This window comes from Paenibacillus sp. 2KB_20 (assembly GCF_052115765.1).
GTDB lineage: Bacteria > Bacillota > Bacilli > Paenibacillales > Paenibacillaceae > Paenibacillus_AQ.
Genome location: NZ_JBFRHH010000003.1, coordinates 177,188 through 199,381 on the forward strand (window position 1 = coordinate 177,188; position 22,194 = coordinate 199,381).

A 22,194-nucleotide genomic window follows, 5' to 3' on the forward strand; every position below is an offset into this window, starting at 1 on the left:
GCTTCTTTCACTCCCCACTAATATCAGTATGTAACAGCATTCAGGTGGTTTCTCACTTTAAAACAGTATAATACGAAAGTAAGTCATCCCGTCAAGGCTTTTCAAGGCAAAAAGAACTCGGGCTTACCGCATCGGCTTTCGCCCATCACAAAAAAGACTCCCGTACATACGTACAGGAGTCTCGTTGTTTAGAAGATATTGGCACCCCGTCAATCGTTGAAGGGTCCCGTTTAAAGCCTGCTATGCACGGGAGATGTATTTACCTTCGCGTGTATCGATCAGAAGCACATCGTCTTCATTAATGAACAGCGGAACTTGTACATTCAGGCCTGTTTCCACTTTCGCACTCTTCGTTGCGCCCGTAGCCGTGTTGCCTTTGATTCCCGGCTCGGTTTCAACAACTTTCAGCTCCACGCTGTTAGGCAGGTTGATCCCGAGGATTTCCCCTTGGTAGCTGATGATGTTTACATTCATGTTCTCTCTCAGAAAGTTCAGTTCCCATTCCAGCTGCTCGCTAGTCAAGCTGAACTGATCGTAAGTTTCGTTATCCATGAATACATGCTCTTGACCGCTGGCGTAAAGATACTGTACACCACGATTGTCGATGATCGCGCGGCCAATCGTTTCACCTGCACGGAACGTCTTCTCTACGGTGTTGCCGTTGCGAAGGTTTTTCAATTTGGAACGTACGAAAGCTGCACCTTTACCGGGCTTTACGTGCTGAAAATCCAAAACGGTGAATATATCGCCATCTACTTCTACGGTCAAACCTGTTTTAAAATCGTTAACTGAAATCACTAAGATTCCCTCCTAAGGATGCGGTCTAATTAATATAGTACATCATTTTCCTAAAGTACAAATTCAAAAAGCTATCTTTTTGAACAGCCTTTTATAGCACAGTGTAGTCTTTGGACGAGCTTGTTAGTATATGAATACCCGATTCCGTAATGACGATATCATCTTCAATTCGGACACCGCCAAGCCCAGGCAAGTAAATGCCCGGCTCCACCGTTACCACCATACCCGGCTTCAGTACATCATCACTCAGCTTGGACAGTCTCGGAGATTCATGAACCTCCATACCCAATCCATGCCCCGTGCTGTGGCCAAAATATTCCCCGTATCCATAACGGGTTATAATATCACGAGTTAAGGCGTCTGCCTCGCGTCCTGTCATACCAGGTTTAATATGATCCAGTGCATGAAGCTGTGCTTCCAGCACGATATCATAAATCTCCTTCAGTTTAGGATCAGGACTTCCGAGCGCAACGGTTCTTGTGAGATCAGAGCAGTAACCGTCAAGCAGCGCACCGAAATCAAACGTAACGAATTCGTTCCCTTGAATGACACGCTCGCTGGCAACGCCGTGCGGAAGAGCTGAACGCTCACCGGAAGCGACAATCGTATCAAAGGAAGACGCTGTGGCGCCATGCTTGCGCATGAACATTTCCATCTCCAGATCGATTTCCCGCTCCGTTTTACCGGCAGCCAGAATGGTCAGCACATGGCTGAACGTTTGATCAGCCAAATCGGCAGCCCGCTGCATAATGCTCAATTCTTCCTGATCCTTGAATATCCGCAGATCCTCTACAAGACCCGAAACCGGTACCAGGCTAATTGGCGCGAGCTGTTCCGAATAGGTGGAAAATACGCCGTATGTAACATGGTCCTGTTCAAATCCAAGCGATGTAATCCCCTCGGAAGATAGCAAATCCTTGACCGTCTCCATAACTTTCGGTCCATGCTCAACCACTTGAAACCCGACGGCTTGCTGTGGAGCTTGAGTCATATAGCGGAAATCCGTCAAGAGATAGGCATTATCCCGTGTGATCAGCACATAGCCGGCAGACCCGGTAAAGCCTGTCAAATATCTGCGGTTGATCGGGCTTGCAACCAGCATAGCCGTTACGCCTTTGCCTTGAAGTTTCTCGCGCAGTTTAACCACTCGTTTGTTACTCATTCTAACCTCTCCTCTCACCCATTTCCCAAGCTATCCTTCTGGGTCGTTCAGGACTTGCAAAAGGGCCGACAAGCCCAGTGTGTAACTCGCTGCGCCAAAACCCGCGATTTGTCCGACAGCAACAGGTGCGATGACGGAGGTATGACGAAATTCCTCCCTGGCATGAATGTTCGATAGATGAACTTCCACTGTCGGAATACGGGCAGAACTGATGGCATCACGTACAGCGTAGCTGTAGTGGGTCAGTGCTCCCGGGTTAAGTAGTATGCCGTCCGCCTGTCCAATAGCTTCATGAATACGGTCGATGATAGCACCCTCATGATTAGACTGATAGAAGGTAATACCGATACCGGCGAGATCCGCCTGTTTACGCAAATTATCTTCGATCGCCTGCAAGCTGAGTGAACCATAAATGCCCGGTTCACGGAAGCCGAGCAGGTTTAAGTTCGGTCCGTTTATCACCCATATGGATTTCATAGGGCTTCCCACCTTTTCGTCAAATAACCAAAAGCTATTTTACCATAGGCGGCATAGGGTTGAGAAGTTTTTATTGCTTAGCCTGTCACCTTCTTCGGTTCGCGCAGTTTCTCATCGGTGAATTCCTGCGCAATCGTATAACCGATAAATAGTCCCCATAATATAAAAATACAAACCTCTGAGATGTTTGTATCCCACGGCAGCTTCTTCACCGGGTCCGTCAGCCGAAGCCATGGATTGAGCGCGACGAACAGCACCGCCCACCATATGATTCCGTAAGCAATACCGGGCCACGGGCCCTTCAGCTTCCTGAACAAGGTGACATAGATGAGGGAAGCGATGACGGAAAACGCGATAAAGGACAGCCAACCGGCGATTTGTCCGGCAGTCGTCTTTAGGAACTCATGCTTGAAGAATGGCTCCAGCAAAAAGCCCGGCAGCACCTTCGTGAATTTTAACCAGTAAAATATCCAGACCACGCCCCCCCAAATCAGACCTGCGTAATAGCCCAGCTCCAGGGCAAACACAAATGGATTGGTGACTTGGTTCTGCTGTCGAAATTGATGTTCATGCATCTAATGATTCTCCTCTCTAAGTCATCGAACTATTGCTCTTACCCCGTTCTTCTCTGAAAGTAGTATGCTCCGCTTCCCTTACGGCTAATCCAACTAGAAATTACTTTCAAAATTCGATACAATAGTTCATAGAACGAAAAACATGTCAGGGAGGGTGAACTGGTTGTCCGATAAGTCAACCCCGATCAGCTATGGAGGCCAAGCTGTAATCGAAGGCGTTATGTTCGGCGGAAAGCATGTGAATGTGACGGCCGTACGGCGTAAAAATAACGAAATCAAGTTTCTCGAGGTGCCTCGCGAAGACAAGACATGGGTTCGGAAGCTGCGGAAGATTCCGCTTCTTCGCGGCATCGTCAGTCTCATAGATTCTACAATTAAGGGTTCCAAACATTTGAATTACTCTGCGGATGCATATGCTGACGATACCCTGGAGCCGGAAGAACGTGAGAAACAGAAGGAGAAAGAAGACTCAGGCTGGAGTTTAAGCATGATTATCGGTGTGGCCGCCGTCAGTGTGCTTTCCTTTGTATTCGGCAAGCTGCTGTTTACACTCGTTCCTGTTTTTGTAGAGGATTTCTTTTTTGGCAATACATTTGATCACTATATTGTGCATAACCTGATTGAAGGCGTAATTAAATTAATACTGCTCCTTGTATATTTATGGGCGATCTCCCAGACACCTGTCATTAAAAGACTGTTCCAGTACCACGGTGCTGAACACAAAGTCATCAGCGCATTTGAAGCTGGCGAAGAGTTGACGGTGAAGAATGTTCAGAAATATACACGACTGCATTATCGCTGCGGCAGCAGCTTCATGATGCTGACCATTGTTCTCGGCGTTGTCGTCTACTCGGTGGTGCCATGGGATACCATGACGCAACGGGTCATTCAAAGAATCGCGCTTCTTCCGGTCGTGCTTGGCGTTTCCTTTGAGTTCCTGAAACTTACCAATGCCATGCGAGACATGCCGGTACTCCGTTTCCTCGGTTATCCCGGTCTGTGGCTGCAGCTTCTAACGACGAAGGAACCTAATGATGATCAAGTTGAAGTATCCATCGCATCCTTTAACAGAATGCGTGAGTTAGATGCTCAATACGAGAATGTTACAGTTCACCAATCTGTGACAGGAAGTGTGCTGGATCCCGCGAAAGGGTGATAATCCATGAGAAGGCATGCGATCATTTTTTGGACGGCGATCACGTTAGCCGCCATAGGGCTACTGGTACTCCTGTTAGACCCTGGTTCAAGACTGAATATTTTGATTCCACTCATTATTGTTGCTGTCGTGTATGTGCTCTACAAGTTTCCGCCTCGCCGTTTGAACAAGCGGCCCAAGGTGAAGCCTTCTAAGCGAACGGCAGCAAAGTTGGCGGCAAAAAACAGCACCGTACGGAAGAGCAGTCCAACTGCAAAACGTAAACAGTACCCGTTTCAAGTGATCGATGGGCAAAAAGGAAAATCCGACCCATCCGATGATGTTCCTAAATATCACTAACAAGAAAACCGTCCAACCGCGCAAACTCATGCCGGCTGGACGATTTTTTTAATGTTCGGATTTCCAGCGGGTGAAAAACATCGTACCTGCCGTTAATCCCGAATTGTACAAATTTTCGCTCTCTTCCTTGGTCAGATTAAAATGAGTGGTGCCAATGCCAAGCGTCGGAATTTTGATCGTTCGATTGCGATTTTCCTGTTCAATATAGCGTTCATCGTGAGCGGAAAGCATCGTCTCGAACATGGCGGTTAACATGCCGATCGGGCCATCGATCAGATGGGGTAAGTTACTATTCTTTCCGACCATCTGAAAGCCAAGCACTGGCAGCGGCTTAGGCCCTCCCTTCGACTCACGGTCAAAAAGCCATAACGGAAAGTTGCTCAGCAGCCCCCCATCCACGATATAAACAAACTGTTCTCCAAACGATTTGCCCTTGGCAGCCCTGCCCAATAAACGAAGAATGACGGGATCGAAAAAATACGGAATGCTGCAGCTCATGCGCACAGCCTTTGCCACGGGAAATGATGCAGGGTTTATGCCATATTGGCGAAGATCGTCCGGAAGCACCAGCAGCCTTCCATTCGTAATGTCGGAAGCCACAATATATAGTTTGCCTGCCGGGATGTCCGAAAAAGTAAATATCCCTTTGGCAAGCAGGATTTCCCGAATCCAGTTCTCCAGGGCTTCTCCGGAATACAGCCCCTTCTTAATCAACACCCGCAAGGCAGGACCGATCAACTTCGTGTTAAAGATAGGTGCTCGCTGGAGAAACGAATGAAAAGGCGTCTCCTCAATGATGCGCTTGATCTCATCTGCTCGGTAACCTGCTGCCAGCACGGATGCCACGATGGATCCGGAGGACGTTCCTGCAACGCGGCTGAATTCCATGCCGGCATTCTCCGCCGCCTTGACAGCCCCGGCAAGCGAGATTCCCTTGACTCCCCCACCTTCAAATACCGCATTGATTTGCATATAAAATCCCCCGCCTCACATGGTCTAATGACTATGTATGAGCGCGGGGGATGTTTCATACCTATAGGACGTGCCGATTTATCTATAATATGATTGCAATTGATCTTTAATGCCTAACGGATTGTTTAAAATATTCTCTGCTCTAAAGAAAATGCTGCCTTTAACCTCGGCATAATTCTGATTATACTTCAGTTGATTGATGATTTCCGATGCGCTCTGCCAACCAATCTCACTGGTTCCCAGTTTGTAGGGCGCATGACCGATCAAAAGGTCAACGCCGGTTCCTTGCACTTCACTAACCCACCAGTCAACCAGCTTATCATAATCGGCGGCAGGGTTACTCATGCTCCAGTAGATCTGCGGAGCTACGTAATCGATCCAGCCGTTCTGAATCCAGGCCCTCACATCGGCATACATGCTGTCATAAGCCGTCACACCCGCTTTTGTATCCGATCCCGTCTTATCCACGGATTGGTTACGCCATACGCCGAAAGGACTGATTCCGTATTCCACATTAGGTTTCACACGGTGTATGCTCTCTCCGAGCGTTTGCACAAATGCATTGATATTTCCCCGGCGCCAATCCGCAAGGCTGGAATAAGCACCTTGGTTATATTGGCGGTATGCCGCATCATCGTTGAAGACCGTATTGGATGGGTAGAAATAATCATCCAGGTGAATACCGTCAATATCGTATCCGTTCACGACCTCCATAATGGTATCGATGATATGCTGCCGAGCTTCCGGGATCCCTGGATTAATGTACAGCTGCTTACCTATGTTCACGATCCAATCCGGGTGGCTGAGCGCAACATGGGATGGATCAAGTGATGCTGTCAAAATATCGGTGTTTGCTCGGAAAGGATTGAACCATGCGTGGAACTCCATATTCCGTTTATGCGTTTCCTCGACCATGAAAGCTACCGGATCATACCCCGGATCAAGGCCTTGAATGCCTGTCAGCACCTTAGACCATGGCACTATAGTTGAAGGATACAATGCATCGCCAGCCGGACGTACCTGCACGTACACGGTATTAATGCCCACTTCCTGGAGCGAATCCAGCAAGGCGATGTAAGATGCCTTTTGCTGTTCTGCGCTGGTCTTTGTTTTCGGCCAATCCAGATTGAACACCGTGGATATCCAAGCCCCTCTGACTTCATCCCCCGTGGATACCGGTGGTGGAAGAACGACGTCCGTGCCTGTCGTTAGCGAGATGCGCTGTGCCGCTTGGTTCCATTCAACTTGCACACCCAGGTTCTCGCTGATAAACCGCAGCGGCACCATAACCCGGCCGGTCTTAACTTCAACCGATGCATCCAGCGGTATGGATGAGCCGTTCACAAGCGCGGTTTTGCTGCCGGATGTCAATTGGAGGCTCGAACCGTCCATCCCGATTGTTACTGTCTTTAACTTCTGATTCCAGGCTACCGAAGCGCCCAGGCCTTCACTGATAATCCGCGTAGGAACCATGGTTACGTTAACCTTCGGCAATATGTAAGGAGATACGTCACTGTTTAAGGTTACGCCGTCCAACTGAATACTGATTGGAGCTGCCTTCGCTTGCGCAGTTGGGACCACCGACGGGAGACACAATAGTAACATAATGAGCACCAACAACCATCTACGAAGCTTCATTTCTATTAATCCTCCGAAAATATGAAATTTGCAGGTAATCTAACTTATTAGTATAACATTAGAAATATGACGATTCAGTTTAAAAAAGCATCTGTCACAAGCGGACAGATGCCACATTACGATTCGTTGACTAATTCATTATGAACGTCACGCAAATCCTGAAGTCGATTCTCATCGCGCTTGAAATACTCCACAAGCGTCTCAATTCTCATAATGGAATCCCAGCTTAAATGATGCTCGATTCCCTCAACATCCCTATAAATATTTTCATCCTGTACACCTATCATCTCAAGGAATTCCTCAAGCAAATGATGACGTTCCATGAGCCGTTTGCCCATTTTTTTGCCTTTGCTGGTCAAAACCAAACCACGATATTTTTCATAGATCAAATATTCGTCTTTGTCCAGCTTTTGAATCATTTTCGTGACGGATGAGGGGTGAACCTCCAAGCCTTCGGCAATATCCGAAACGCGCGCATATCCTTTTTCGTCGATCAACTTGTAGATGCGCTCCAAATAATCCTCCATGCTAGGTGTCGGCATCTTATTCCCTCTTTTCTATAATTACATAACCCGTGCAAAAAACTGTTTTACCTGCACTAGTAATGATACATGTTTTTGAGACCGGTTGGCAAGTCCTGGTCCAATCCTATGCCAATAATGACTTATAAATTGGACCAGCCTTCCCCCCCCCCAGCTTTAGAATTTAAGCCACTCCGGCGTAATGCCTTGCAGCCAAATCGTAATTTTGTACATTTGATCCGTGAAGAGCAGAACCCCCATCAGAATCATCAATATACCGCCGACCTTCATCAAGATGTTTGAATACTTCAGAATCCAACGGGTGGAGCCAATGAAAAAGGCCAGGATAAAAAATGGTACTGCAAACCCCAAAGAGTAAGAGGTAATCAGCGGGAACCAGGTTCCCGGATCGGAAGCTGCCAGCGCGATGATGGCCGTTAAAATCGGTCCGACACATGGCGACCAGCCTGCAGCAAACCCGATGCCAAACAGAAATGTTCCTATGTATCCGGTCGGTTTGGATTTAAAATTGAATTTCCGGTCCTTCATTAAAAACTTGGGCTGGAAAATACCAATCAGCATAAGTCCCATTACGATGATAAGCAGCGCGGACAGCTGACGGATCAGGTCCTGATATTCCGTGAAGAACTCCCCAAATAGGCCAGCACCCCAACCGAGGGTATAATAAACGGCAGAAAATCCAAGGATGAACGCGAGTGTATGCGTCATGGTCCGGAATCGGACCTCCTTGCGGTTCTGTTCGCTCTTCAGGTCATTGACCGACATGCCTGTAATAATAGATAAGTAGGACGGGTACAGCGGTAAACAGCATGGAGATATAAAAGAAGCAAAACCGGCAGCAAACGCGATGCCGATATTAATATCAGCCATTTTATTTCAGAACCCCCTTATGTCGTAAAGCCCTTTTTGCCGACAAGCGTAATGATAAGCAAGCTGATTAGCAGCAGCACGATAGTCGCGCCAGGTGCCAAATTAAATATGCCCGCAAGCATCAGTCCCCCGATAACGGCAATTTCGGAGATGATAACCGATAATACGATGGAGCTTCGGAAGCTTCTCGCCAGCAATAAACTGATCGCTACCGGAATCACCAACAATGCGGAGACCAGAAGCGCACCCACAATTTTGATGGCGGTGCTTACGACAAGCGCGGTCAGTACCGTAATGATCATGTTCATCATTTTGACAGGCAGGCCGCTGACACTGGCTGCATCCTCCTCGAAGCTGAGCAGGAAGAACTCCTTGAAGAACATAACCACAACCGCAATGACAACGACGGTTACACCGCCCACCATATAAATATCCGTGGAATCCAGCGTATAAATGCTGCCGAACAAATAACTCATAACATCCGTATTATAGCCCATTCCCAAGGTGAAAAACAGCGAAGCAAGCGCAACGCCGCCAGACATAATAATGGCGATTGACAGCTCGGCATAACTTTTATACGCCTTTCGCAGCTTCTCAATCGCAAACGAGGCCAGCACCGCAAACACAAGCCCTGCGGCAAGCGGATATACTTCGATCAGAAATCCGAGTGCCACACCCGCAATCGTGACGTGTGACAACGTATCGCCGATCATGGACAGCCTGCGCAGCACGAGGAATATCCCGATTAGCGGGGCTGTGATACCGATCAGAACTCCTCCGATCAGCGCCCGCTGAAAAAAATCGCTAAACAAAATATCAAGCAATGATAACGTCCCCTTCTCCTGCTTCAAAAAGTTTGTTTCTATACATTATACGAGCGAATGCTGCAGATCCACTTCTGCGCAGTTTTCGATATCATGAGAATGCCTTACAAAAAACTGAATTTTCCCGTTCTGCGATACCGGCGATTCTCCCAAGTAATCTTTAACCATGTCCAAATCATGGGTAACCATCAAAAACGTCATGCGATGATGGGCATGCATATGGGTAATCAATTCAAAGAATCCGGCTTGGGTATCGGCATCAATGCCGATCGTAGGCTCGTCAAGTATGAGCAGATCCGGACGATTAATGAGCGCCCGGGCGAGAAAAACGCGCTGCTGCTGTCCACCGGACAGAGCGCCGATCCGCTTATCAGCAATATCCTGAATGCGCATCACTTCCAGAGCATCCTCACATTTCTGGTGGTCCAGACGGTTCAAACGGCGAAACATTTTCTTCCGATTATATAGCCCGGACATGACGACTTCGCGCACAGTGGCGGGGAACAGCGGATTAAACGAATTTTTCTGCGGAACGTACCCGATTCGCTCCCAGTCCTGAAACTTACGGATCGGCTGACCGAAGAGTTCGATAGACCCTTCCGCGGCAGGCAGCAATCCAACAATCATGCGGAGTAAAGTGGTTTTGCCTGCCCCATTAGACCCGACAATACCTACAAAGTCCCGCTCTTTTATGGTGAAATTGAGATCCTTGATCACCTGTTGCTCGCGGTAATGAAAGGATACATCCTTGATTTGTACAATAGGTTGGTGGCAATCCTGTGCTGCCGGCTCCATAACCAGGCCGCCTTTCTCTCTGTAGTCTTTCTATCTAAATATATGAACATCATAAACGTTCATAACACGAAAGAAGAGGGGGATATGCTCCCCCATCTTCCTTATTGTAAAGCCTTCGTTAGATTTTGCAAATTTTTCTCCATTAGCGTGAAATAATTGTCACCGCCGCTTGCCTGCTCCTTCGTCAGTCCCTCCACGGGATTCAATACCAAGGTTTCCACGCCCGCTTCATTCGCCAGCGTTTTGGCAAGTTTATCCGATATGAGTTCTTCGAAGAAAATATATTTGACTTCCTTCTCTTTCACCGTTTTGGTCAGGTTTACTATATCCTGCGCTCTGGGCTCCGCGTCCGGCGAAAGTCCCATAATCGCATGCTGCGTCAAGCCATAATCCCGGCACAGATAGCCAAATGCCTGGTGGGAAACGACAATGTCTTTTTTCGGCATTTTGGACAACTCGCTTGTGAAATCATTATCCAGTTTGACCAGCTTCTCTTTCAGGGCTTCAAAGCGCAGTTCGTAGCCGTCCCTATGCTCGGAATCCACCTCGACAAGACTATTCTTGATATTCTCTGCCATGACCAGTGCCGATTTCGGGCTTACCCATGTATGCGGATCCGTATGATGTGTGTCGGCGCTAGTCCCAGCGGCCGCTTCCTCGTGTTCATGGCCCGCATGGTCTTCTTCCGTGCCTTCCTCATGGCTGTGATCGTGCTCTTCTTCATGAGCTGCTGCCCCGTGTCCATGACCATCGTCTCCCACGGCATCAATCAGCTTGATCCCGTGACTGACTTCAACCGGCTTAACTTGCGTATCTTTATCAAGTCCCTTCAGAAACCCAGGTACCCAGCCTTCCAATCCAGCACCGTTATAGAGAAACAGCTGGGCCTTGGAAGTATTCACGATATCCTGGCTGCGCGGCGTCCAATCATGCGGTTCCACGCCCGTTGGCAGAAGATTTACAACATTGACGTCGTCCCCGCCAATTTCCTTCGTAAACTCATAGATTGGATAAAAGGTCGTAATGACGTTTACCTTGCCTTCGACAATGCTGCCGCCAGATTTACTTCCGCACCCCGACAGGATGAGTACCGCCAACAATATAGAGGTCACACTCCAGGTCCAACTGTTAAGTTTGCTTTCTCTCTTTCTCTTGTTCATGTTCATCTCCCATATCCGCTCCGTTCAATTAATCGTAATCTTTACTAACAAGATTATAAGAGCAGGCAAACATCATTGTCAACCAAATCGTAAAAATTACTATTAATTTTCAATAGAGATGTTATATCCCCCGTATTAAAGGAAAAAATAACGGCGTACCCTTTAACAGGGTACACCGTCTATCGCGACTTAATTCAATGAGAGAGCTTTTTATTTGACAACGGCACCGTTAGGCATGCCATCCGGTACCGTTGCAAGCGTCAGCTGGTCGCCGTGGGAGGCGGCCAGAATCATACCTTGCGACATTTCACCTCTAAGTTTCACCGGCTTCAAGTTCGTTACGCAAATCACTTTGCGTCCGACTAATTCCTCCGGCTTGTAGAACTTCGCAATGCCGGATACCACTTGCCGCTGCTCAAATCCGAGATCAAGCTGCAGTTTGAGCAGCTTATCTGCTTTCTTAACCGGCTCAGCAGCGATTACCTGCGCTACGCGCAGCTCGACCTTGGCAAAATCCTCAATGCCGATTTCCTCTTTAAGCTCTACAGGCTCCTCCGTGCTTTCGGCGGACGAAGCTGCTGCCGAGGTCGTAGGTTCCTCCTGGGCGGCCTTCGTACCGCCTGTCATCGCCTCTGCGATGTAGGCCACTTCCTGCTCTGTATCCAGGCGTGGGAATATCGGCTCGCCCTTTTGAAGCTTCGTTCCAGCCGGTATGGCTCCGAACTGGCGTCCGCTTTCCCAAGTCGTCCATTCGCCTTCCGCCAGACCGAGCTGATCCCACATTTTCTTCGGCGTACGGGTCAGGAACGGCTGCAGCAGGATCGATGCCACGCGGAGCGTCTCCACCAAATGACTCATGACAGATGCCAGTTCATTTCGTTTGCTCTCGTCTTTGGCCAGCGTCCATGGCTGTGTCTCATCAATGTATTTGTTGCTGCGACTGACAAACTGGCTGATCGCCGTCAGCGCAACCGAGAATTCCATATTTTCCATAGCGGTTTCGACTTTCTCATAAACCGACTTAGCTGCTTCCTCGATCGCTGCATCAAACGGCGTTACGCCAGCGGAGAAAGCCGGAACGACTCCGTCAAAATATTTATCGACCATGGCCACGGTACGGTTCAACAGGTTACCCAAGTCATTGGCCAGGTCTGAGTTCACCCGTTCCACGAAGCTTTCCGGCGTAAAGGTGCCGTCCGCTCCGAATGGAACTTCACGCAGCAGGTAATAACGAAGCGCATCGAGACCATACCGGTCAATCATCGTAACCGGATCGACCACATTCCCCTTGGACTTGGACATTTTCCCGTCCTTCATCAGCAGCCAGCCATGAGCAAACACCTTTTTCGGAAGCGGAACATCGAGCGCCATCAGAATGATCGGCCAATAGATCGTATGGAAACGGACGATCTCCTTACTCATCAGGTGAACATCGGCCGGCCAGTATTTGTCATACAGGCTGGTGTCCTCCGTACCGTATCCGAGTGCCGTTATATAGTTCAGGAGTGCGTCAATCCACACATAGATCACGTGTTTTGGATCGCTCTTCACCTTCACGCCCCACTCATAGGTCGTACGGGACACAGCCAGATCCTCAAGACCCGGTTTAATGAAGTTGTTGATCATTTCATTCTTGCGGGATACCGGCTGAATGAAATCCGGATTCTCCTCGTAATACTGGAGCAGGCGGTCCACATATTTACTCATGCGGAAGAAGTAACTCTCTTCCTTCACAAGCTCTACTGGTCGGCCACAGTCCGGACAGTTGCCGTTGACAAGCTGACGTTCCAGGAAGAACGACTCACAAGGCGTGCAGTACCAGCCTTCGTATTCACCCTTGTAGATGTCATCTTGCTTCAGCAGACGTTCAAATACCTCCTGCACAACCTTGGTGTGGCGCTGCTCCGTTGTGCGAATGAAATCTTCGTTGGATATGTCCAGCTTCTTCCACAGGTCTTTGATGCCTGCCACGATGTCGTCAACAAACTGCTGCGGGGTTTTCCCAGCCTCCGCCGCTTTGCGTTCAATCTTCTGTCCGTGCTCATCGGTCCCCGTCAAATAACGGACATCGTATCCACGAAGCCGTTTGTAACGAGCCATGGCGTCGCCGGCCACCGTAGTATAAGCATGGCCGATATGCAGCTTGTCGCTTGGGTAATAGATTGGCGTTGTAATATAAAACGTCTTTTTGTCTGCCATAGTAACCTTCCTTTACCGTGAAATTGATTGTTTGTACCAAGTAATCTCTTATTGAAAAACAGCAGTAAACAGCAAAAAACCCCCGTCCCCATGGGACGAGAGTTGTTCTCACGTGTTACCACCCAAATTCCCTGTCCCCTTACGGGCAACAGGCTCATCTGCCGTCATACGGCGTCCATTAACGCTGGCTCACGCCGCTTCTTTACGGCAGCCTTATTACCCGGACTGCAGCGCTCAAAAGCGGATCCTCCAAGACCATTTTCCGAAATTCGCCAAGACCGGTTTCCAGCTGTTCCGGCTCTCTGTTCAAGGCAAGCTTTTCGTACTTATCTCTTCCTCGGATGTACCTATAATTTCTTACATTTTAATCAAACGGGCTGCGGTGTGTCAAGGTGAGTCGCGTTCCGTGGGATTGCTATGTCCAAAGACAGCATGCCATTCCGCTTCGTATCGATAAGGATACCCCAAAAACGCTATTTCTCTGTCAATGAAGACGACACCTTATCCTTGCGCGGTGGAACCATGTCAATGCCGCCTGGATGAAACGGATGGCATCTTGCTATTCGCTTGGCCGCTAGCCAGGAGCCCTTCAGCGCGCCGTGTACCTCAATCGCTTCCAGTGCATAGGCCGAGCAGGTCGGGTAGAATCGGCAAGTCGCCGGTTTCAACGGAGAAATGAATTTCCGATAGAAGTGTATCGGCACCTTCACTACCCTACGTGCCGTGCTCATACCCGGCTGTCCCGCTTTCCTCCACTGGCTGGTGAAGTTTCCTTATCGGTATTGTCCTTGCCGCAGTCCCGGCAGTAGCCGAACACTTCGAATTTATGCTGAACCACCTGGAAATCATCCGGTGCATCGGTCTGCTGCATCGGGCAAAACGTAATCGGGTACGTCTTCTGGCACTGCAGGCAAATCATGTGATGATGATGATGCTCTTCGCTGCATCGTCCTCGGAACTTGATGCCTTCCTCGAACACTACCTGCTCCAATACACCGAGCTCGTACAATACCCGAAGATTCCGGTACACTGTATCAAAGCTCAAACCGCTGTACTTACGGCCCATATATTCGTACACATCCTTGGCCGTCAAATATCCAGGATGTTCCCCAAACAATTTGGCAAGCGTCTTGCGCTGATCGGTAATGCGCAGCCCATGTTCCGACATGGCGTCGATGATCTGTTCCGTCGTAAGCATACGGAGGTAACCTCCTCTACTTGAAGATACTCTCTCCTTATAATGCCTGAAAAATAAGACAGCGTCAATGAAGCGGTTGTGGATAGACTAAACCCCTGCAAGGTACTGCGCCGCTGGGACGCGAAACGCTTGGCATTTGACGAGCTCCCTTTATATCAGCCAACAAAAAGGACAACCCTAACCATGTGCTGGCTGTAAGGCTGTCCCTTTGTTATGAATAAATAATGGATTAGTTCTTCACTTGCGGAAGCGGCTGGAACAGGAAGTTGATTGGCAAGCTGCTTCCCGGCGCCGCCGTAAACAGGATTTCCACGGTCTGCTCGTAATTCCCTGTACGATAGAGAACGGCAGCTTCATTCGGTGCAGATATAGCGCCTCCGCTTGTATTCGGCGTCTGAATGATAGTTCCGTTCACCATCAGCGCACCCATGTACTTGCCTCCACGCGGATTCAGCGTGATCAGCGTATTGGGCGCTACGCGGTGCAGCTTGATTTTGTAAAGCACACCGAAGTTCCCGGCATTGGATTGATATGAACCGTTAATGCCGTCATACCCTTCCAGATTCGGATCGTTTGTCTTGTCACCGAGCGCTAGACGGGTAGGCGTGTTGCCAACCAGATCATGGGATTCAATGATCCGTGTCGAGTCCGGGTACGTTCCCCGGTTATGAACGCCATCGCTCGGATGGAGCTTCAGGTAAGGAAGCTTTTGAATCGGATCCTTGGCTTCATCAATCATGATGACATCATACCGGATCGGTGAATCCGAATAGAGATCAGCAAACATGGACAGCACCTGCTGATTCTTCAAGGTTTGCGCGCTCAAGTCTTGCAGAATGACCCGGCTTTCCCCAGGCGCGAGCGAGATCGTCTTGAATGAATCAGCTGATTGCATAGACTCGAGGTAGCGCTGAACAGCTGCTTTTCCCGTGGCAGTCGGTATATTAATCGGACCGCCTATTCCCGTATACTCGGTTGTCAGACGCGCCGTCATGGTGTTGATGTTAGTGGCGACGACGTACATCTTCATGTTCTTCCCGGTTGCGTTCAAGTGGTGGATCATGAATCGCGTGCTGGCATTGCCGACCTCGCGGTAGACGATACCCTCTTGATAGACGGTTTCCGGAGAGTTGCTGCGAATCAACAGATAAGGTTCGGAGCTTCTTGTAATCGGCATCAGATTCCATGTCGGCACAGCGGATCCGTCAAAGGTGTATTTGTCGCCGATGCCCGTAAACAATTGATTGAATTGATCACGCGTATACAATACTTCGCTCGTTACGTTGATAATCTTCTCGTATGAGCTGGTCGCTCCATGTTTATCAGTAACAATCAACAGCACTTTATGCGGTCCTGCCGTAAAAAAGGCCTGATCGTTGTTTTCCCACTTATACGTAAGCTCATCGCCAGGATCGTTGTCATAACTCATATTCATGTACGTTATTTTCTCACCGATCTTATATTCCTGTTTATCCGTTTCGAACATGGCAACAGGCGGCGTATTCGGAGCGGATACTTGAATGCTCAATATATACGGGTCGCTCCACTCCCCGCTGGAATCCTGTACCGAGTAGGAAACCGTATGCACGCCGGGTTCGTCAAAAATCTCTTCCCGGCCTTCCCAATGCTCGTCAACAATAGCCAGGCCCGTCGGCGAATAGGTATTCGTCTTATACGTAACCGTTGTTTGTCCGGCGAGGATCTCACCAGGCTGCACCGTGAAGGAAGCTACGGGCTTTGCGCTCAAGCTAAGGATAACCCGCTTATTCGGCTGGTCCACCCGATAGGTGATGTCCAGCGCCTGCGTAATGCTGGTCAGCGGCACCATGAACGTATTGTTGGACTGGTAAGCCGGTCCCTTCATCGATTTTCTGACCCCGTTCACGGTGTAAACGCTGCTGTTCGTCTTAAAACGAAGCTCATCGTTACCGCGGATAATAATCGTTTCCTTAGTCTTTCCGTCATAGGTCAGCTTCAGGCCGACACGATCAACGAGGGAGCGAATGGCAACATAGGATACGCCGTTCTTAACTGCCATCGGCTGACCTGCCGTATACGCTTTCCCGTTCTGATACATCTTGTTGCTGTTCATCATCAAGATGAGGTCATTGGGCCCGAGATTCGGTATATTCGGAACCTCGCTGCCAGATCCCCCGCCGTTATTTCCGCCTGGCTGTTCACCATTACCGTTGCCGCTGCCCATACCGGATAGATCGAGAATAACCTTCTTCTCGGGCTGGTTCACCTGGTATGGAATTTCAAGCGCTTGCGTGATCGCGGTTAACGGAACCATAAACACATTGTTGCTCTGGTAGGCAGGGCCTTTCATCGAACGTACCTGTCCATTGACTTTATAGTTGCTGCTTCCTGTCGTAAACCGAAGTTCATTACCATCCTTAAGGATGATGGTTTCCTTCGTTTTATTATCGTAAGACAGCTTCAGTCCTGCACGTTCAACCATGGCGCGAATGGCGACATAGGATACCCCTTGCTTCACAGCCATCGGCTGACCCGCTTTGTATTTCTTGCCGTTATGGTACATCACATTGCTGTTCATCATCAGTACAAGTTCATTCGCAGAAAACTTGGAAGTACTGACTTCGGGCTCTCCGGATGGGCTGCCCTCTTCGTTCTCTGAAACCTCATTATCGGAAGGATCGTTTTCCGTATCCTCCTGCTGTTCATTGGGTGCAGAAGGTTCGGCATTCGGATCGCTAATCGTACCTTCGACTGAATCAGAAGATGTTTCCTTTGGCGTTGCTGATGTTTCCTCCGCTTGCTGCAAGTCCGTCTGTTGTTCTCCACTCTGCTGGCTTTGTCCTTCCACCGGGGACTGCAGCGCTGATTGGCTATTTAGCGCCGGAGCTGTAATATCCGGTGATTCAGCTGCCGCGGGAAATGCCATGGATACCTGGGCCGCGGCAAGGACTGTAATCATCGAGATTCTCTTGAAATTCATTCTCTACTCCTTTAAAACTCTCAGTATAGTCTGTCTGCCTCTATTGGACATACTATTAGACGCGGACTTTCCCGAAAAGTTGCTCAGAAAAGGCTGGAAAATAGGAAAACCGGAGCATTCCTGGGTAGGAAGACTCCGGTTTGAGCAACCCTTATTTAATTATTGACATAGTCCTGATTACCGCTCCAGCCAAGCGGATAAGTCTCGCAGATTCCTACCGGGAGCTTGCCCTCAGGCGTAACCCGTCCTATTAAGACACCCGCGGCTGCATTCATATAATAAGGTGTGTTCTCGTAGCTGCACAAATATGTCGGAACCGGCGGAAGATCATTGATATCATAGGGATTACGGGTAGCGACGATAACAAGTGCCACATCCTCAAGTTCAACCAGCTTGTTCACCAGCTTCTGCTGGCCGGCGGGAAGACGGCTCTCGGAGGTGTACGTAGCTACTACAATCTGTTTATATCCTCCAGCTGCCTTAACGGCTTGCTCTACCTCTTCGTCGGACATATCCGTTCCGACACGCAGATCGTCTGCCTGAACCCCGTAACTTCTCAAGGCATCCCCTAAGGTGTAGCTCTTGCTCCATGCTTCATCCACCTGGGTTGCCTGAAGCAGCTCAGGCCAGATCACCGCAACGGCCTGCTCCGGCTTAAGAGGCAGCTGCCCTTCGTCTTTCACCAGCGTGATTCCTCTGCCTGCAATTTGAGCCAGCAATTGTTTGGTCTCTTCCGCAACCTCGCCAATCGGGTAGACCGGAAGCTCCTCAGCGAGCTTTGCATTACGCTGCTTAAGCGCCAATATCCGATCTACAGCCTTGTCGATCAGCTCTACCGGGAGTCTCCCGCTGCGGACAGCCTCAATGACGGCCGTAATCGCCGCCGTCTGCTCCGATAGATTATGGCTGACCAGGACGCAGTCCGCACCCGCTTCGATCGCGCGTATCGCGCCCTCCGGAATTCCGTACTCTTTGGAGATTGCGTGCATCTCAAGGCAGTCCGTTATGATCAGACCTTCAAACCCCATCTCCTCCCTCAGCAAACCCGTTAACACGGCATGAGAGAGCGTCGCCGGCAGATCGCTCGGCTCTATCGCCGGGAAACTGACGTGAGCCGTCATGATGGCGTCCACGCCGTTCTGGATCGCTTGCGCAAACGGATACAATTCCACGCTGCGGAGCCGTTCCAAATCATGCGGTACAGAAGCCCGCCCGAGATGAGAATCGACGCTGGTGTCGCCATGGCCCGGGAAGTGTTTGGCCGTAGCGGATACACCTTCTTCCTGGTATCCCTTTATCGCCGCAGTCCCAAGAGCGGCAACAGCTTGAGGATCTTCGCCGAGGGAACGCACGCCGATGACCGGATTACGAGGATTGTTGTTCACGTCGAGACAAGGAGCGAAGTTCATATTTACACCAAGTGAACGCAATTCGCGTGCCCCGATTTGTGCTACCCTGTACGAATCCTCCGCGCTGCCCGCTGCTCCAAGCGCCATATTCCCCGGAATGCGGCTGATGCCTTCATGATCAATTCGTGCAACCATACCGCCCTCTTGATCAATCGAGATCAGAAGCGGGAACTTCTGGCTGTCCGATGCGAGCTGCTGTAAGGACTCCGACAGTTCGGCAAGCTGAGGCAGCGTTTTCACATTCCGGCGAAAATAGCAGATGCCCCCGACCTGATATTGTTCAATCAGTATTTTGGCATGCTCATTCGGCGTCAGCGCGTTGAAGCCGCATATAAACATTTGTCCTACCTTTTGTTCTAACGATAAATCTGCTGCCGTCCATTTCATTGATTTCATACCTACCTTCTATCAATTTAAAGGACTTTGCAAGCCAGGCGGGATTGATCTAGTGATGACTTTAGCAGCCTGCATGGGTCCTATCAAAACCTATACCGTTGCCTCTCCGGACATTTCCCGGAATTCGGATGGCGTCATGCCGGTAGCCTTCTGAAATACCTTGGTAAAATACCGCCGCTCATGATAACCGACAAAGGAGCCGATCTGAGCGATATTCTTATCGCTGTTCACCAGCAGGAACTTGGCTGCCTCCATCCGCTGTCTCGTCAAGTACTCCACAAAGGTGAGTCCGACATGGTTCTTAAACAATAAACAGAAGTAGCTGGAGCTGATGCCCAGATGCTCCGAAAGTTCCTCAATCCCCAAATCCTGCCCCATATGGGTATTGATATACTCCAGAGCAGACGTTACCAATTGTTCCGGCGTTTTCTTTACGGCTTCGGGATTCGGAGCCTCATCAATAAGCGAAACGGTGCTGTAATACTTCTCTTTCGCCCTCTTCTTGCGGATTTCCTCCCCGATATCACGAATCTTCATCTCGAGTTCCCCGTAATGAATTGGCTTGCTGATGTAATCCTTGACGCCCAGCTTAATTGCTTCCCGGGCATATTCAAACTCCTGATATCCCGTCAGCAAAAAGATCTCCGCCCGGCTTCCTTTCTCCCGAATCTTCGTTATAAAGGTCAGTCCGTCCATGACGGGCATCCGGATATCACACAGGATCAGATCCGGGTTGTACTGATCCGCTACTTCAAGTGCTTCCATCCCGCTTCGGGCAAGTCCGACAACCTTCATGCCCATCTCTTCCCAAGGCAGAACCTTGCTGAGATTGTTCAGGATGGGAGCCTCATCATCAACTAATAATGCCTTCAACATGCTGCCCTTCCCCCCTGTCATAATTGGGTATGACGCATTGTATAACGGTGCCGCCGGGGCGGCTTGAGCATATGAACAGACCGTAATAATCCCCGTACTGAATTCTAAGTCGGTCAGCCACGCTCCGCAGCCCAAGTCCCCGTCGTTCCTGGTTCACTTTGAGATTCTGCAACGTCACCTGTTCGGATCCGTTATCCTCGGACACCATATATTCAAACATGGACAACTGCTCAGCGGTCATGCCGAGTCCGTTATCCTCGACCCGAATAATGACATTACCGAGTTCCTTCCATGCAGAGATGCGTATCCATCCCGTATAAGAAATGCCTTCAAAGCCATGCTGTATGCTGTTCTCAACCAGGGGCTGCAGCGTCAGCTTCAGGATACGGCTGTGCATAAGCTCTTTCGGCACGTCAATCTCGTATTCGAACAGGTCCTCAAACCGAAACTTCTGGATTTCAAGATAACTCTGCAAGTGCTTGATTTCTTCATCCAGCGTAATTTCTTCCTTCTCCTGAATACTGATCCGCAAGATGCTGGCAAGCCGGTAAACCATCTCACTGACCTTGCGTCCTTCATTCTGGACAGCGAGAACATTGATTGATTCCAAGGTGTTAAAGAGGAAGTGCGGCTTGATCTGCGCTTGCAGCACACGCATCTCCGCGTCGGTCTTCTGCCTCTGCTCCTTCTTGATCTGCGCAAACAGATTGTTGATCCGGTTCATCAAGTTGTTGAACCCTTTCGACAGCAGCAGTAGTTCATCCTCTCCCTTCTCTTCAACTCTCGCGTTCAAATCCCCATCTTCCACACGGCGCATAAACCGCACGATAACAGCGATCGTCCCGGTAATCCGATTCATGAACAGACGATTGAACACAATCGCGGTAACCAGACAGAGGCCCATAATGACGAAGAACCACTTGGCAAAGGAAGTAACCTCTTGCGATAGCGAGTTCCAGTCGGTCACCGAAACGAGATTCCAGCCGTAATCATTCAGATGATAGATGGAAACAATATTCTCTTTGCCATTAAACTTGGCTTTAAAACTTTGGTAGCCTTGCTTAAACTCAACGTCATGCTTCATATATTGACTGATATTTTGACCATCCATATCGTTATTGGGGTCAAATAGAATGAAGCCTTCATTGTTGACCAACATAAAAGATGTGTTCTGCAGATTGTTAGGGAGTGTCAAATTGCGGAAAATTTCTTCAAACTCCCACCTCTTGATCTGGACGACTAGAATGCCCAGCTTGCGGAGTGTCGTGACATCCTTAATCAGCCGGATCTGGGTGAATACCGGATCCGCTCCCGTCAACTCCGGAAATTCGTGCGGAGCCAGCCATTTTGGAATTCCGTTAAGCTGAACCACCTCTTCATATAAAGGACTATTCTTAAACTTTTCATAAGGCAGCGTCCTGAAATCTTCTTTACTGAATATAGGAATCGGTGATGATTCTTTATTAAAATGATATAAAAACGCATAGCTGATCGCAGGATGATTATATAGAAGATTCCGAAAGCTCCGCTGTCTGTCGTTCAATTTCAGCTGGTCCGCATTGGATTCCTTAATCAGGTTCTGCGCATCGGGATCCTTGGCGTTCAGCGCCATGGCGAAGACGGAGGTGGCAATCCCGTTATCCGTGACGTACTCCATCTCCTTAAACACGCTCAGAATGCTGTAGCTGATTGCTTTAAGCGAATATTCGGCTTGCTGGCTGTACTTTTTCTCAATCGAATTGTAGGTAATAAAGAATGTAAATAGGCCCAGCACAAATAACGGAATAATAATGAGCCCCAAAAAGGCCGTGAATAGTTTGTTCCGCAAATTCATACGCATGCTCCTGCT

Annotated in this window: 20 protein-coding genes; 2 read left to right on the forward strand and 18 right to left on the reverse strand. The window is 49.2% G+C overall.

Going from position 1 to position 22,194, the window contains the following annotated elements; genetic code table 11:
* Nucleotides 1-240: 240 nt before the first annotated feature.
* The 4 genes from efp to AB4124_RS10200 form a co-directional block, all read right to left on the reverse strand.
* The gene (efp, locus tag AB4124_RS10185; protein ID WP_076320870.1) at nucleotides 241-798 is read right to left on the reverse strand and encodes an elongation factor P; all 558 of its coding nucleotides are present in this window, start codon (nucleotides 796-798) and stop codon (nucleotides 241-243) included.
* Nucleotides 799-889: 91 nt separating this feature from the next.
* Entirely contained in the window at nucleotides 890-1,960 is a 1,071-nt protein-coding gene (locus AB4124_RS10190; protein ID WP_441972697.1) for a M24 family metallopeptidase, read from the reverse strand.
* Nucleotides 1,961-1,990: 30 nt separating this feature from the next.
* Nucleotides 1,991-2,437 carry a type II 3-dehydroquinate dehydratase gene (gene aroQ / locus AB4124_RS10195; protein WP_076320868.1) on the reverse strand — a complete coding sequence of 149 codons (447 nt, stop codon included), beginning with the start codon at nucleotides 2,435-2,437 and terminating at the stop codon, nucleotides 1,991-1,993.
* Nucleotides 2,438-2,514: 77 nt separating this feature from the next.
* The gene (locus AB4124_RS10200) at nucleotides 2,515-3,012 is read right to left on the reverse strand and encodes a YqhR family membrane protein (RefSeq protein ID WP_441972700.1); all 498 of its coding nucleotides are present in this window, start codon (nucleotides 3,010-3,012) and stop codon (nucleotides 2,515-2,517) included.
* Nucleotides 3,013-3,175: 163 nt separating this feature from the next.
* Here AB4124_RS10200 and AB4124_RS10205 point away from each other — a divergent pair, with 163 nt between their 5' ends.
* On the forward strand, nucleotides 3,176-4,168 hold the full coding sequence (locus AB4124_RS10205; RefSeq protein WP_076320866.1) for a DUF1385 domain-containing protein: 993 nt from the start codon (nucleotides 3,176-3,178) through the stop codon (nucleotides 4,166-4,168).
* A gap of 6 nt (nucleotides 4,169-4,174) precedes the next feature.
* On the forward strand, nucleotides 4,175-4,507 hold the full coding sequence (locus AB4124_RS10210) for a hypothetical protein (RefSeq protein ID WP_339272100.1): 333 nt from the start codon (nucleotides 4,175-4,177) through the stop codon (nucleotides 4,505-4,507).
* A 48-nt stretch (nucleotides 4,508-4,555) separates the two neighbouring features.
* Here the strand turns inward: AB4124_RS10210 and AB4124_RS10215 are convergent, their stop codons facing one another.
* The 14 genes from AB4124_RS10215 to AB4124_RS10280 all read right to left on the reverse strand — a co-directional run bounded on the left by AB4124_RS10215 (nucleotide 4,556) and on the right by AB4124_RS10280 (nucleotide 22,179).
* Complete coding sequence (locus AB4124_RS10215) at nucleotides 4,556-5,479, reverse strand: patatin-like phospholipase family protein (protein ID WP_441972702.1); 924 nt, start codon at nucleotides 5,477-5,479, stop codon at nucleotides 4,556-4,558.
* A gap of 78 nt (nucleotides 5,480-5,557) precedes the next feature.
* A complete protein-coding gene (locus tag AB4124_RS10220) occupies nucleotides 5,558-7,117 on the reverse strand; it encodes a family 10 glycosylhydrolase (RefSeq protein ID WP_430112981.1) in 1,560 nt (519 codons plus the stop codon).
* 116 nt (nucleotides 7,118-7,233) lie between these two features.
* On the reverse strand, nucleotides 7,234-7,659 hold the full coding sequence (gene mntR / locus AB4124_RS10225; protein ID WP_076320862.1) for a transcriptional regulator MntR: 426 nt from the start codon (nucleotides 7,657-7,659) through the stop codon (nucleotides 7,234-7,236).
* A 156-nt stretch (nucleotides 7,660-7,815) separates the two neighbouring features.
* Nucleotides 7,816-8,529 carry a cytochrome c biogenesis CcdA family protein gene (locus AB4124_RS10230; RefSeq protein ID WP_076320861.1) on the reverse strand — a complete coding sequence of 238 codons (714 nt, stop codon included), beginning with the start codon at nucleotides 8,527-8,529 and terminating at the stop codon, nucleotides 7,816-7,818.
* 17 nt (nucleotides 8,530-8,546) lie between these two features.
* A complete protein-coding gene (locus AB4124_RS10235; protein WP_076320860.1) occupies nucleotides 8,547-9,353 on the reverse strand; it encodes a metal ABC transporter permease in 807 nt (268 codons plus the stop codon).
* A 45-nt stretch (nucleotides 9,354-9,398) separates the two neighbouring features.
* Entirely contained in the window at nucleotides 9,399-10,148 is a 750-nt protein-coding gene (locus AB4124_RS10240) for a metal ABC transporter ATP-binding protein (protein WP_076320859.1), read from the reverse strand.
* A 101-nt stretch (nucleotides 10,149-10,249) separates the two neighbouring features.
* A complete protein-coding gene (locus tag AB4124_RS10245) occupies nucleotides 10,250-11,308 on the reverse strand; it encodes a metal ABC transporter solute-binding protein, Zn/Mn family (RefSeq protein ID WP_430112977.1) in 1,059 nt (352 codons plus the stop codon).
* 210 nt (nucleotides 11,309-11,518) lie between these two features.
* Nucleotides 11,519-13,507 (reverse strand): methionine--tRNA ligase, encoded by a 1,989-nt coding sequence (gene metG / locus AB4124_RS10250; protein WP_430112973.1) that lies wholly within the window; start codon nucleotides 13,505-13,507, stop codon nucleotides 11,519-11,521.
* A 473-nt stretch (nucleotides 13,508-13,980) separates the two neighbouring features.
* Nucleotides 13,981-14,238 carry a membrane protein insertion efficiency factor YidD gene (yidD, locus tag AB4124_RS10255; protein WP_076320856.1) on the reverse strand — a complete coding sequence of 86 codons (258 nt, stop codon included), beginning with the start codon at nucleotides 14,236-14,238 and terminating at the stop codon, nucleotides 13,981-13,983.
* Entirely contained in the window at nucleotides 14,235-14,705 is a 471-nt protein-coding gene (locus tag AB4124_RS10260) for a Fur family transcriptional regulator (protein WP_430112971.1), read from the reverse strand. Before AB4124_RS10260 ends, yidD begins: the two co-directional genes overlap by 4 nt.
* A gap of 229 nt (nucleotides 14,706-14,934) precedes the next feature.
* Nucleotides 14,935-17,664 (reverse strand): copper amine oxidase N-terminal domain-containing protein, encoded by a 2,730-nt coding sequence (locus AB4124_RS10265; protein ID WP_441972707.1) that lies wholly within the window; start codon nucleotides 17,662-17,664, stop codon nucleotides 14,935-14,937.
* 155 nt (nucleotides 17,665-17,819) lie between these two features.
* Nucleotides 17,820-19,460, reverse strand: a complete 1,641-nt coding sequence (locus tag AB4124_RS10270; protein WP_441973034.1) for a glycoside hydrolase family 3 protein — start codon at nucleotides 19,458-19,460, stop codon at nucleotides 17,820-17,822.
* A 99-nt stretch (nucleotides 19,461-19,559) separates the two neighbouring features.
* Nucleotides 19,560-20,345 carry a response regulator transcription factor gene (locus AB4124_RS10275; protein WP_076320853.1) on the reverse strand — a complete coding sequence of 262 codons (786 nt, stop codon included), beginning with the start codon at nucleotides 20,343-20,345 and terminating at the stop codon, nucleotides 19,560-19,562.
* Entirely contained in the window at nucleotides 20,323-22,179 is a 1,857-nt protein-coding gene (locus AB4124_RS10280; protein ID WP_441973035.1) for a cache domain-containing sensor histidine kinase, read from the reverse strand. The genes AB4124_RS10275 and AB4124_RS10280 overlap by 23 nt, the downstream gene beginning before the upstream one ends.
* Nucleotides 22,180-22,194 lie beyond the last annotated feature (15 nt).